Origin of the sequence: Micromonospora foliorum (assembly GCF_022229015.1) — a bacterium.
Classification (GTDB): domain Bacteria; phylum Actinomycetota; class Actinomycetes; order Mycobacteriales; family Micromonosporaceae; genus Micromonospora; species Micromonospora foliorum.
In genome coordinates this window covers 1-11,679 of the sequence record NZ_JAKKFF010000554.1, presented here as the reverse complement: position 1 = coordinate 11,679, position 11,679 = coordinate 1, and the positions used below count along the sequence as shown (strand labels likewise).

Below are 11,679 nucleotides of genomic sequence, written 5' to 3'. Positions count from 1 at the left end.
GGCCTGCGTGCTGTCGGGCGGTGTCGTGCGCCTTGCCTGCGCATTCGGCTCGGCTCGCGTCGGTGCCGGCTCGGTCGGCCAGGCGGCCTGCTCATTCGCTGCGACCGACTCGCCCCGCACGGGCGCCGGCTCGCTCGGCCAGGGGTCGGCCGGGCCGGGGCCGACCAACAGGTCGGTGCCGACACCGGTGCGACCGGCCGGCACCACCGTGGCGTACGCGGCCGCGTGGCTGGTCGCCAACAGTTCGGCGAAGCGCGTCGACGTCTCCAGCGGACCGGCCTCGACCACCGCGCCGTCGGCCAGGACGACCACCTCGTCACAGCGGCGTACGGAGGAGAGTCGGTGCGCGATGACGATGCCGATCCGGTCACGCAGCAGTCGTTCGGTGGCCCGCTGCACCCGCGCCTCGGTGACCGGGTCCAGCCGCGCGGTGGCCTCGTCGAGGATCACCACGTGCGGCTCCCGGACCAGGATCCGGGCGAACGCCACCAACTGCTCCTGACCGGCGGAGAGCACATGCCCGCCCTCCCCCAGCCGGGTCGTCAACCCGTCCGGCAGCTCGGCGATCCAACCGGCCAGGCCCAGCTCATCGAGCGCCCGGGCCGCCGCGTCGAGCAACGCCGGGTCGAAGAGCGCCACGTTCTCGGCGAGCGTGCCGGCCAGGATCTCGGTGCGCTGCGGCACCAACGCCACCCAGCGGCGCAACTGCTCCACGTCGAGGTCGCACAGGTCGGTGCCGCCGAGGAAGACCGTGCCCGGCGGCACGTCGACCGCCCGGGTGAGCACCTTCGCCAGCGTCGACTTGCCCGAACCGGTCCGTCCGATCAGCGCGTACGAGCGACCACGGGCGAAGGTGAGGCTGAGCCCGCGCAGCGCCGCCCCCCGGTCACTCTCCCCGTAGGCGAACGTCAGGTCCCGAATGCGCAGGTCACCCTCGCTCGGGCTGGCCCCGCCCACCGGCTCCTGCCGGGCCTGGTAGAGCAACTGCACCCGCGCCCACGCGCCGAGAGCCTCCTGGATCTCCGGCACCATCCGGCTGACGTGTTCCGCGGTCGCCCCGAAGGCCAGGGCGAGCAGCCAGATGGCGGTCAGCCGGGCGGCGTCGATCCGATCGGTGGCCAACGCCCAGGCCCCGCCGAGCACCACCACGCCGATGCCCGCCCGGATCGTCGCGGTGGCCACCGTCGCCACCCGGGCGGACAGCACCCAGACCACGGTGCCCCGGGACAGCACGGCAGCGGCCCGCCGGGCGTACAACCGCAGCACGTACGGCCGCGCCAGACTGGTGCGGACGTCGTCCTGGCCGTGCACCGCCTCCTCCATCACGGCGGCCAGGTCGGACCACGCCTCCTCCTCGGCCATCCGGGCCGGGCCGATCCGCGCCGTGGGCCGGCGCAGGCCGACCGCCAGCACCACCGTGAGCAGCAGCATGGCGATCCCCGCCGGCCACCACACGAACAGCGCCACGACCATCGACAACAGACCGACGCAGAGGCCCTGGGCGAGCCGGGTGCCCTGGTTACGAACCGCCGACGCCACCTGATAGACGTCCCCGTCGATCCGGTCCAGCAACTCGCCCACCGGGGTGGTCTCCAGAGTGGGCAGATCCTGCCCGAGAGCGACGCGACACAGCCGACGACGCACGTCCGCGGACCAGTCGGCGGTCAGGCCGGCCATCAGCAGACTCACCGCGAGGTCGCTGAGGACCACGGCGACCAGAGCCGCGGCCAGGACGGCGAAGAAGCCAGCCGAACGGTGCACCAGCACCGCGCCGGCCAGCGCCGAAGCGCCCGCCTGCCCCGCGGCGCCCAACACGATCAGAACGGCCACGATCGTCATACGGCGGGTCGAGGTGCCCCACAGATCACGGAGCAGGCGCATGGAAAGTCCTCCGGGACGTGGGTGGCGGAGACCTCAGCCTGCCGGCACCAACCCACCAATTCAACCGATTTTCCGGCCCTGAGCAGGGCGTCCATCAGTTCAGCCAGCGGCGACAACGGCCAGCCGGCTCAGGCCCCGCCCCGCCGCCGGCCAATGGCGACAACCCTTCCCACACCGGCAGCTGCCGCGCGACACGTCGCCCAGGGGATGCGGCCGCTCGACGGCAGCACCCGACCACACGCCGGACCACACGCCCCGTACCACGCTCGGCAGGGACGCTCGGCCGGAACGGTCGGCGGGACGGTCGGTGGGACGGTCGGTGGGACGGTCGGTGGGACGGTCGGTGGGACGGTCGGTGGGACGGTCGGTGGGGATTTGTCCGATTAATCGGAGTCTCGCGACGTCGTAACGTGATCGAACTTCTTGATCGACTCGGGTTTCATGAAGTCGGGGTGTCCGGGAGTCCGGGATACCCCGACTTCCGTGAACCCGAGTGGATCACGCCTGGCTGAGGGGCAATTCAAGGCCAAGGGGCGGCGTGGCGGGCGGTTTGTCGGGTCCTGGGCGGTGTGGGTGGTGACCGGTCGCACCGGTGGGCCGGAATCCTGGCCGGGCCGGGGTCGTTACATACCCTGACGATCGCAGCACCACCGACCCACCACCCCGCCACCCGGGTGCCGGTCACGGAGGTTGGAATGCCAGCCTCCGCCCGGTGGTTGCAGTCCCCACGAACGACCGACCAGGCACCGCCTCCAGGGTTGCCGACAGGTGGGCCAGCCCCGGAATGAACCCCGGCCCCCGGTCGTTGCAGTCCCCACGAACGACCGCAGGCACCGCCCCAATCAGGGTGCCCGGCAGGTGGGCCAACCCCGGAATGACCCCGGCCCCCCGGTCGTTACACCTGGACCCGGCGCCACGAGCCCTCGCCCGTAGGCCGCCGGTAGACGCCGAGTAACCGTAGGCGTCACCCCCCAGACTTTTCCCTGTTTTGTGCAGCGCCGGACGAGGTGCTCACACCCCGCCGCCGCCCCCCTTTTGGCGGTTGGGTGTCCTACCCCCGAAGGAGCTACCCCTCATGAACACGATCTTCCGTAAGAGCATGCTGTCTGTTGCTGGTCTCGCGTTCGCCGGTGGTGTCTTCGCCGGCCCGATCGCCGCCCACGCCAACCCGGCCGTGGATGCCAAGCCGGTCGCGGTGGCCGTGCAGTCGGCGGCGCCGAAGCCGCAGGGCGACCAGTCCCACATCAGCCTGAATGACGAGCAGACCGCGAACGTCAAGGCGATCATCGCCGCGACGAAGAAGGCTGGTCTGCCGGAGCGGGCCGCGGTGATCTCGATCGCGACGAGCCTGCAGGAGTCGAAGCTGGAAGACCTGGGCCACCTGGGCGACATGAACGACCACGACTCGCTGGGCCTGTTCCAGCAGCGCCCGTCCAGTGGTTGGGGTACGCCGGAGCAGATCACCGACCCCGAGTACTCGACGACCGCGTTCCTCAAGGGCCTCAAGCAGGTTGATGGGTGGCAGGACATGCCGCTGACCGACGCCGCGCAGACCGTGCAGGTATCGGCCTACCCGGACGCCTACGCCCAGTGGGAGCAGCAGGCCACCGACCTGGTCGGCCAGCACTGGAACAGCTGACCCACCGCACAGCACCAGAGCACCATGGCGTCACCCGCATGGCAGCACCATCGCACCGCAGCGGCACCACGGCACCACGAAGCACAAAACCGACCGCTGGCCGGCACCCGCACCCGGGGTGCCGGCCAGCGGCCTTCTCGCTGTCGCCGGTCGCCGGTCGACGAGCGCCGAGCCCGAGCCCGAGCCCAAGCCCAAGCGCCAAGCGCCGAGCGCCGAGCGCCGAGCGCCGAGCGCGATCGGCGAGCACCGAGCGGGGAGCCCGAACGCCAAGCGCCGAGCCCGAGCGCCGAGCCGCCGGCCACCGTAGGTTGAAGATCTTGGACAGTTTCCGTTCGCGCAGAACGGAAACTGTCCAAGATCTGCGAGCGCGTGCGGGTTCGTCGCTGCCATCCGCCTCCGCCGGGGCAGTTCGGCATCCCCAGCCCCGCAGCGCAGCCGGATCTGGCGTTGCCCGTCAACCGACACGTCGAGCACGTAGTGCAACGCGCCCACGGCGCCCTCCCCGCCGGCCAGCCGCCAAGCGGCCAGCCGCCAGCGCCCAAGCGCCCAAGCGCCCAAGCGGCCAAGCGGCCAAGCGGCCTGAACCAGGGGGACACACCCGCGGGCACCCCCGCAGCCGACCCCTCAGAAGAGCACGGTGGCCAGGGTGCCGATCGGTTGGAAGCCGCAGCGCTCGTAGACGCGGCGGGCCGGGAGGTTGAAATCGTTGACGTACAGGCTGACGGTGGGGGCGACCCGCAGCAGCGCGTCGCGGACCACGGCGGCCATGGCTGCGGTGGCGATTCCCCGGCCTCGCCACTCGGGTGCCACCCAGACGCCCTGGATCTGCGCGGTCCGCTTGGTCACCACGGCCAACTCGGCCTTGAAGACGACCTTGCCGTCGACGACGCGGGCGTACGCGCGGCCGGTCCGCACCAGGTCGTTGACCCGTCGGCGGTAGCTGCGTCCGCCGTCCTCGGCCAGCGGGGAGACGCCGACCTCTTCGGTGTACATGGCCACCGCCGCCGGGAAGAGCCGGTCGACCTCGCCGGAGCGAACCTGGCGTACCTCCGGATCGGCCGGCACGGGCGGAAGCGTGTCGGTGACCAGCAGCGGCTGATTGGGGCGGACGTCTCGCGCTGGCCCCCACGTGTCGGAGAGGCGGTCCCACAGCCCGAGGACGGCATCGGCCCGACCGACGATGGAGGAGCAGAGCCGTTCCTCGCCCGCGAGCAGGTCGGCGAAGGCAGCCACGGCGGCATCGCTGGCCAGCACCGGGGTGAGGTTGCCGCCGAGCCAGCAGAGTGATTCGAGGTTGCGGCGGGCCCCGTACCCCAGGATTCTGCCCTCGGCCCGCCACCAGGAGAGTCCGCGCGCGGCGATCCGCTCGGCGACCTGCGCGCCCGCGAACGGGTCATGGTCGAGCAGTCGCTCGACCGCGCGGCGCTCCGATTCCCCCAGTTGGCGTACCGGCACCGTCAGCACGACTATCAGCCTGCCAGATCGACCCCCCGCTCCGCCGGTCGAGTGCCGAGCCCGACCCCGGTTCTGCGGGTCCACTGATCGGCCGGGTCCGCCCGGCCCACCCTACGACCGGAGGGCTCCAGGGCTCCGAGCAGGAGGAACAGGGCACCGAGCACGAGCCAGCCCGGTACGCCCCAGCCGAGCGCGAGGGTGGTCACCACCACCGCGTGAGCATCTTGCCCAGTGCGTAGCCCATGCCGTACGCCCCTGGCACTGCCGCGCGGTGGCCGTCCCCACCAGCACGAACCCGGGCCGGGCCCGATGGGGGTAGCCGAGCATGACCGGCACCTTAAGAAGACGTACGTACGGTTTGAAAAGTCAGGGTTGTCGGCGATGCATTGCCGATATATCGTTGATGCATCAGCGATAGTCCCAAGGAAGGAACAACCCGATGAGGTTCCACCGACAGCACCACCCGATGCACGAGGCCCGGATGCGGGGGTTCGGCTTCCCGCCGGTTCCGCCCGGTCATGGCCACGAGCACGGACACGGCGGCCCCTGGGGCGGCCGGGGCCGCGGACGGGGTCGGGGCCGACGCCCCAACGTCCGAGCCTCCGTGTTGGCCCTGCTCACCGAGCGGCCGATGCACGGCTACGAGATGATCCAGGAGATCGACTCCCGCACCGGCGGTGCGTGGCGGCCGAGCCCGGGCTCGATCTACCCCACCCTCCAACTCCTGGAGGACGAGGGCGTGATCGTCGCCAGCACCGAGGAATCCGGTGGTGGGCGGAAGCGGTTCACGGTCACCGAGGCCGGTCAGGCGGAAGCCACCGAGGCCGCGCAGACCCCGCCGTGGGCGGACGTCGCCCAAGGCTCGGTCAGCAGCTGGCACGACATCCGCGACTCCGGCGCGCAGGCGATGAACGCCCTGCGCCAGGTGATGATGAACGGCACCGACGACCAGCGCGAGCGGGCCGCCCAGGTGCTCGACGAGACCCGGCGCAAGCTGTACGCGATCCTCGCCGAATCCGAGTGACGCCGGCCCGTCACAGCGCCAGGCCACACCACAGCACGAGCACCACAGCGCCAGGCCACACCAACGCACAAGCACCACAGCACCAAGAGCAGCACCGCAGCAGCACAGCGCCAGGCCAGACCAACGCACGAGCACCGCAGCGCCAGGCCGCACCACAGCACCAAGAGCAGCACAGCGCGAAAACGCAAGATCAGCACAAACGCACAGCGGCCGTTCCCCGCACGGGGAACGGCCGCTGTCGGGTACGGAACGGGATCAGTGCACGGTGACGGTCGGGCCGGTGACCAGCCCGCGCAGCTCCTCGGGGAGCTCGGCGCCCATCTCGTCGGCGATCCGCAGCGCCTCCTCGATCAGCGTCTCGACGATCTGCGCCTCGGGCACCGTCTTGACGACCTGCCCCTTGACGAAGATCTGGCCCTTGCCGTTGCCGGAGGCGACGCCGAGGTCGGCTTCCCGGGCCTCGCCCGGACCGTTTACCACGCAACCCATGACGGCGACCCGCAGCGGCACCGGCAGCCCTTCCAGGCCGGCGGTGACCTCCTCGGCGAGCTTGTAGACGTCCACCTGGGCCCGCCCGCAGGACGGGCACGAGACGATCTCCAGGCCCCGCTCGCGCAGACCGAGGGACTCCAGGATCTGGTTGCCGACCTTGATCTCCTCGACCGGCGGCGCGGACAGCGACACCCGGATCGTGTCGCCAATCCCCTCGGCCAGCAGCGCGCCGAAGGCGACCGCCGACTTGATGGTGCCCTGGAACGCCGGCCCGGCCTCGGTGACGCCGAGGTGCAGCGGGTAGTCGCACTGCTCGGCGAGCTGCCGGTACGCCCGGATCATCACGACCGGGTCGTTGTGCTTGACCGAGATCTTGATGTCGCGGAAGCCGTGCTCCTCGAACAGCGAGCACTCCCACAGCGCCGACTCGACAAGCGCTTCGGCGGTGGCCTTGCCGTACTTGCTCAGCAGGCGCTTGTCCAGCGACCCGGCGTTGACGCCGATCCGGATCGGCACCCCCGCCGCCCCCGCGGCACGGGCGATCTCCTTGACCTTATCGTCGAACTGCCGGATGTTGCCCGGGTTGACCCGGACCGCCGCGCAGCCGGCGTCGATCGCCGCGAAGACGTACTTGGGCTGGAAGTGGATGTCGGCGATCACCGGGATCTGCGACTTCTTGGCGATCGCGGGCAGCGCCTCGACGTCGTCCTGGGAGGGCACCGCCACCCGGACGATCTGGCAGCCGGACGCGGTCAGCTCGGCGATCTGCTGAAGGGTCGCGTTGATGTCGGAGGTGAGGGTCGTGGTCATCGACTGCACGGACACCGGCGCACCACCACCGACCGGGACCGAACCGACCATGATCTGGCGGCTGGCCCGACGGGGAGCGAGCGGCGGAGGCGGCACGGCGGGCATACCGAGACTGATAGCGGTCACTTCAGGCACTCACCTTGAGAAGAGCGTGATGGGGTTGACGACGTCCGCGGCGATGGTCAGCAGCGTGAACGCGCCACCGATCAGGATCACCGCGTACGTGAAGGGCATCAGTTTGAGGTAGTCCACCCGGCCGGGGTCGGCCCGGCCGATCCGCGCGTAGACCCAGGAGCGGGCCCGTTCGAACCAGGCGATGGCGATGTGGCCGCCGTCCACCGGGAGCAGCGGCAGCAGGTTGAACACACCGATGAAGAAGTTCAGCGACACGAAGAGCATGAAGAAGACCAGCCAGGCGTTGTTCTCCACCGCCTCGCCGCCGAGTCGGCTGGCGCCGACCACGCTGATCGGGGTGTCGACGTCCCGCTCGCCGCCGGTGAGGGCGGTCCACAGGGCGGGGACCTTCTGCGGGAGACGCTGGAGCGCCTGGGCGGTGCCGACGGCCAGTTGACCGGTGAAGTCGGCGGTAGCGCCGAAGGCGCCGACCGGGCCGTACGTCACGCGGGTGGGCGTGCTCGGGACGAGCCCGACGCCGAGCGCGGCCACCGGCGCGGCGGCACCGTCGGGGTCGTTCAGCGGCGGACGCTGGGTCTGCGCGAGCACCGTGCTGGTGGTGCCCGGCTGCCCGTCCCGGACGTACGCGATCTGCGCGGTGTCGCCCGGCTTGAGCCCGCGCAGCGTGGTGAGCAGGTCGCCGTAGGAGTTGATCGGGGTGCCGTTGACCGAGGTGATCCGGTCCCCGTTGCGCAGTTGGGCCTGGGCGGCCGGGCTGGCCGCGTCGGCGGGGGTGCACGCCCGCACCGCGTTCTCCGGAACCACGCACTCGCTGAGCTGGATGACGGCGGGCTCCTGGCGGGCCTGCGCGTCGGTGGTCGGGAAGTCGGGGTTGGGCAGGCCGGCGGAGACGGCGAGGATCCAGATCGTGATCAGGGCGAGCGCGAAGTGCGTGATCGACCCGGCGGCCATCACGATCGTCCGCTTCCAGACCGGGTAGCGCCACATCACCCGCGACTCGTCGCCCGGTTCGACGTCGTCGTCCTGCGGCGTCATCCCGACGATCTTGCAGAAGCCGCCGAGGGGGATGCCCTTGAGGCCGTACTCGGTCTCACCCCGCTTGAACGACCAGATGGTGGGGCCGAAACCGACGAAGAACCTCGTGACCTTCATCCCGAACGCCTTGGCGGTCACCATGTGACCCGCCTCGTGCAGGCTCACCGAGATGAGAATGGCCAGGGCGAAGAGGACCACCCCGAGCAGGTACGACATCAAGCTCCTTCCACCGAACCCGCGATGATCTCCTGCGCGTGCGCGCGTGCCCACGACTCGGCCGCGAGCACGTCCTCGACGGTACCTGGTTCGTCGAAGTCCGGAGCCTCCTCCAACACGCGTTCGAGGGTGCCGACGATGCCGAGGAACGGCAGCCGGCCCGCCACGAACGCGGCCACGCACTCCTCGTTCGCCGCGTTGTAGATCGCCGGCCGGCAGCGCCCGGTCTCCCCGGCGGCCTTGGCCAGGGCGACGGCCGGGAACGCCTCGTCGTCGAGCGGCGCGAACTCCCAGGTGTGCGCGGCCGTCCAGTCGACGGCGGTGGCGGCCTCGGGCACCCGGTCCGGCCAGCCCATGCCGAGGGCGATCGGCAGCCGCATGTCCGGTGGGCTGGCCTGGGCGATCGTGGAGCCGTCGACGAACTCGACCATCGAGTGGATCACCGACTGTGGGTGCACCATCACGGTGATGTCGGCGTAGGGCACATCGAACAGCTCGTGCGCCTCGATCACCTCCAGCGCCTTGTTGACCATGGTGGCGGAGTTGATCGTGACGACCGGCCCCATGTTCCAGGTCGGGTGGGCGAGCGCCTGCTCGGGTGTGACCTGCGTCAACTCGTCGCGTTGCCGACCCCGGAACGGGCCGCCGCTGGCCGTGACGATCAGCCGGCGCACCTCACCGCGCGTCCCCGAGCGCAGACACTGGGCCAGCGCCGAGTGCTCCGAGTCGACCGGGACGATCTGCCCCGGCCGCGTCACCGCGGCCTTGACCAACGGGCCGCCGGCCACGAGCGACTCCTTGTTGGCCAACGCGAGAGTACGACCACCGCGCAGCGCGGCCAGCGTAGGAGCGAGGCCCAGCGAGCCGACCACCCCGTTGAGCACGATGTCGCACGGCCACTGGGCCAGCTCGGTCATGGCGTCCGGGCCGGCCACGATCTTGGGAAGCTTGAAGTCTCCGGTGGCCCACCCGCGCCGGCTCGCCTCGGCGTAGAACGCGAGTTGCAGGTCCTGCGCGGCGGACGCCTTGGCCACCCCGACGGCCTCGACACCCAGTTCGAGGGCCTGCGCGGCGAGCAGCTCGACGTTGCCGCCGCCGGCACCCACGGCGACCACCCGGAACCGGTCCGGGTTACGCCGGACGATGTCGATGGCCTGGGTGCCGATCGAGCCGGTGGACCCGAGCAGGACGAGGTCGCGGGGGGAAGTCACCCGGCCATTCTTCCCCACCCCCGCTGCACGCCCGCTGGGAGCCTCAGCCTCCCCCGCCCGGCGCCCGACGGTCATGATCAACTCGGGTTCAAGGAAGTCGGGGTCTCCCCGGCACCCGGATACCCCGACTTCAACAAAACCGTGTCGATCAGGCCATGCCGTCAGCCGAGTCGCTGGTAGTCGCGCCCGGCGACCCCTCCTCGTCGAGCAGTTCGACCGGGTCGATGGCGAATTCGAACGGCTCCCGCATTGCGAAGGTGCTCCCCGCCGCAGCGGCGGCCAACGGGCGGTACTCCCCGTCGACCAGCTCCAACAGTGCGATGGTCAGCACCCGGTTGCGCAGGTCCACCCGGAGGAAGAACGGCACCCCGACAGCGGCGTACTCCGAGGGCCGGTCAATTACGTCCAACAATGGCAGGGCCCGGCTCATGACCAACGGACATGAGGTGTGGCTTGATCACTTGATGCTGAGTAGTTGCAAGGACCTCTGTCTGACTACTCAGCATCAAGTGATCTTCGCGGCACTGCGCTCAGCTAGCCGAATCGGCCTCTTTGGCCCAGTAGACGAACCGGCCTGCCCGGCCCGCCCAGGAACTATCTGGTGCCCCCACATGAACTGTGGCTTCCATCCGCATCGGGCCGTCCTGCAGAGCCTCAAGGTCAGCGAGCACGTCGACGATGTCCTCGTCGACGTCGGCGTTCCGCTCACGCAGGGCGAAGTGCAGGATGACTCTCTCCGGAGTCACCTGCACCGAGATGGCGCGCATGGGGACGGAGATCAGGCCGAGTGCAGCCTGCACCGTGTCGAGCACGAGCGCGTTTTCGCGCTCCAGGCGAGACTGCATGCGCCAGTGGCAGGCTCGACACATCAGCCGCCGATGTGGCCCGACCACACCCGACAACCGAGGGCCGCGATGACCGCGCCGCGGTGGATCATCCACCTGCCGACCACGCTGACCAGCCTCGACGAGGCCACCGCCCTGGTCGTGGCGCTGCGCGACTCGCTCGGCCATCTCAGCGTCATCGACTTCGGCGAGACCACGCTCAGCAAGGAGACGCGCAGTTTCTGCGTACTCGAGTGTTTTGTGATGCCCGGCTCGGCGGTGCCGATCGCTGCCGACGGCCCGACGCTCACGACGGACCCTGCGCGGCGGACGCACCGCGATGATCAACTCGGGTTTACGGAAGTCGGGGTGTCCACGGCATGCGGACACCCCGACTTCATTGAAATCGTGTCGATCAAGCGTGATCGTCGACCGGGGGGGCCGCCGGAGCGGCCCCCCGGCCAGCGTCAGCCGCCGTTGATGACGAACTGCGAGCCCGGCTGGATGACGATGTTGCCGTCGGCCGAGTTGGTGATGGTCACGTTGGTCAGGTTGGCGTTGCCGCGCGCGCCGCTCATCGCGAGGATGCCGGCACCATTGTTGGACTTGTCGATCCGCACGTTGGTGATGGCGACGTTCGGCATGTTGCCGCCGCCGTTCTTGAACTGGATGCCGTCGAACGTGGAGTCGATGATGTCGGTGTCGCGGATCGTGACCCCGACGATGTCCCTGGTGGCCGGGAAGAGGGTGATGGCACCGAACTCCTGGTCCTCGTTCCAGAAGGCGCCGCCGGTGCGGTAGAGGCCGTTGTTGGCGATCAACGTCGTGCCGGAGAACGGCAGCGGGTCGTGGTCGGTCGCCAGCATGATGCCCGGGTAGTTGGCGGTGTCGTAGATCAGGTTGTTCTCGATCGAGTTGTCGTAGCCGCCGTAGATGGCGATGCCGTTGGCCCGCCAG

10 protein-coding genes and 2 pseudogenes are annotated in these 11,679 nt (G+C 70.3%); 3 read left to right on the top strand and 9 right to left on the bottom strand.

Annotated elements, in window-relative coordinates; translation table 11 throughout:
• On the bottom strand, positions 1-1,881 hold a 1,881-nt coding region (locus PSH25_RS30445), incomplete at its 3' end, for an ABC transporter ATP-binding protein (protein ID WP_238662332.1).
• A gap of 1,075 nt (positions 1,882-2,956) precedes the next feature.
• On the opposite strand from PSH25_RS30445, the gene PSH25_RS30440 reads away from it, so the two are divergent.
• Positions 2,957-3,520 carry a hypothetical protein gene (locus tag PSH25_RS30440; protein ID WP_238662331.1) on the top strand — a complete coding sequence of 188 codons (564 nt, stop codon included), beginning with the start codon at positions 2,957-2,959 and terminating at the stop codon, positions 3,518-3,520.
• A 624-nt stretch (positions 3,521-4,144) separates the two neighbouring features.
• Here PSH25_RS30440 and PSH25_RS30435 read toward each other — a convergent pair.
• Together PSH25_RS30435 and PSH25_RS30430 are read right to left on the bottom strand one after the other, a co-directional pair.
• The gene (locus PSH25_RS30435; protein ID WP_238662330.1) at positions 4,145-4,984 is read right to left on the bottom strand and encodes a GNAT family N-acetyltransferase; all 840 of its coding nucleotides are present in this window, start codon (positions 4,982-4,984) and stop codon (positions 4,145-4,147) included.
• A gap of 5 nt (positions 4,985-4,989) precedes the next feature.
• Positions 4,990-5,187: a hypothetical protein gene (locus PSH25_RS30430; RefSeq protein WP_238662329.1), complete on the bottom strand. Its 198-nt coding sequence runs from the start codon at positions 5,185-5,187 to the stop codon at positions 4,990-4,992.
• 227 nt (positions 5,188-5,414) lie between these two features.
• Here PSH25_RS30430 and PSH25_RS30425 point away from each other — a divergent pair, with 227 nt between their 5' ends.
• Positions 5,415-5,999 (top strand): PadR family transcriptional regulator, encoded by a 585-nt coding sequence (locus tag PSH25_RS30425; RefSeq protein ID WP_238662328.1) that lies wholly within the window; start codon positions 5,415-5,417, stop codon positions 5,997-5,999.
• Between the two features lie 255 nt (positions 6,000-6,254).
• Here PSH25_RS30425 and ispG read toward each other — a convergent pair whose 3' ends face one another.
• From ispG to PSH25_RS30400, 5 genes are all read right to left on the bottom strand, one after another.
• The gene (gene ispG / locus PSH25_RS30420) at positions 6,255-7,427 is read right to left on the bottom strand and encodes a flavodoxin-dependent (E)-4-hydroxy-3-methylbut-2-enyl-diphosphate synthase (RefSeq protein ID WP_112588507.1); all 1,173 of its coding nucleotides are present in this window, start codon (positions 7,425-7,427) and stop codon (positions 6,255-6,257) included.
• Positions 7,428-7,436: 9 nt separating this feature from the next.
• On the bottom strand, positions 7,437-8,687 hold the full coding sequence (locus tag PSH25_RS30415) for a M50 family metallopeptidase (protein ID WP_238662327.1): 1,251 nt from the start codon (positions 8,685-8,687) through the stop codon (positions 7,437-7,439).
• The gene (gene dxr / locus PSH25_RS30410; RefSeq protein WP_238662326.1) at positions 8,687-9,898 is read right to left on the bottom strand and encodes a 1-deoxy-D-xylulose-5-phosphate reductoisomerase; all 1,212 of its coding nucleotides are present in this window, start codon (positions 9,896-9,898) and stop codon (positions 8,687-8,689) included. The genes PSH25_RS30415 and dxr overlap by 1 nt, the downstream gene beginning before the upstream one ends.
• 148 nt (positions 9,899-10,046) lie before the next feature.
• Entirely contained in the window at positions 10,047-10,307 is a 261-nt protein-coding gene (locus PSH25_RS30405) for a hypothetical protein (RefSeq protein WP_238662325.1), read from the bottom strand.
• Positions 10,308-10,428: 121 nt separating this feature from the next.
• Positions 10,429-10,911 (bottom strand): hypothetical protein, encoded by a 483-nt coding sequence (locus tag PSH25_RS30400; protein WP_238662333.1) that lies wholly within the window; start codon positions 10,909-10,911, stop codon positions 10,429-10,431.
• Here PSH25_RS30400 and PSH25_RS30395 point away from each other — a divergent pair.
• Positions 10,813-11,066, top strand: a pseudogene (locus tag PSH25_RS30395) (hypothetical protein). The gene PSH25_RS30400 and the pseudogene PSH25_RS30395 sit on opposite strands and share 99 nt — an antisense overlap.
• Positions 11,067-11,189: 123 nt before the next feature.
• Here PSH25_RS30395 and PSH25_RS30390 read toward each other — a convergent pair.
• Positions 11,190-11,679 (bottom strand): annotated as a pseudogene (locus PSH25_RS30390) (hypothetical protein); the annotation flags it as partial.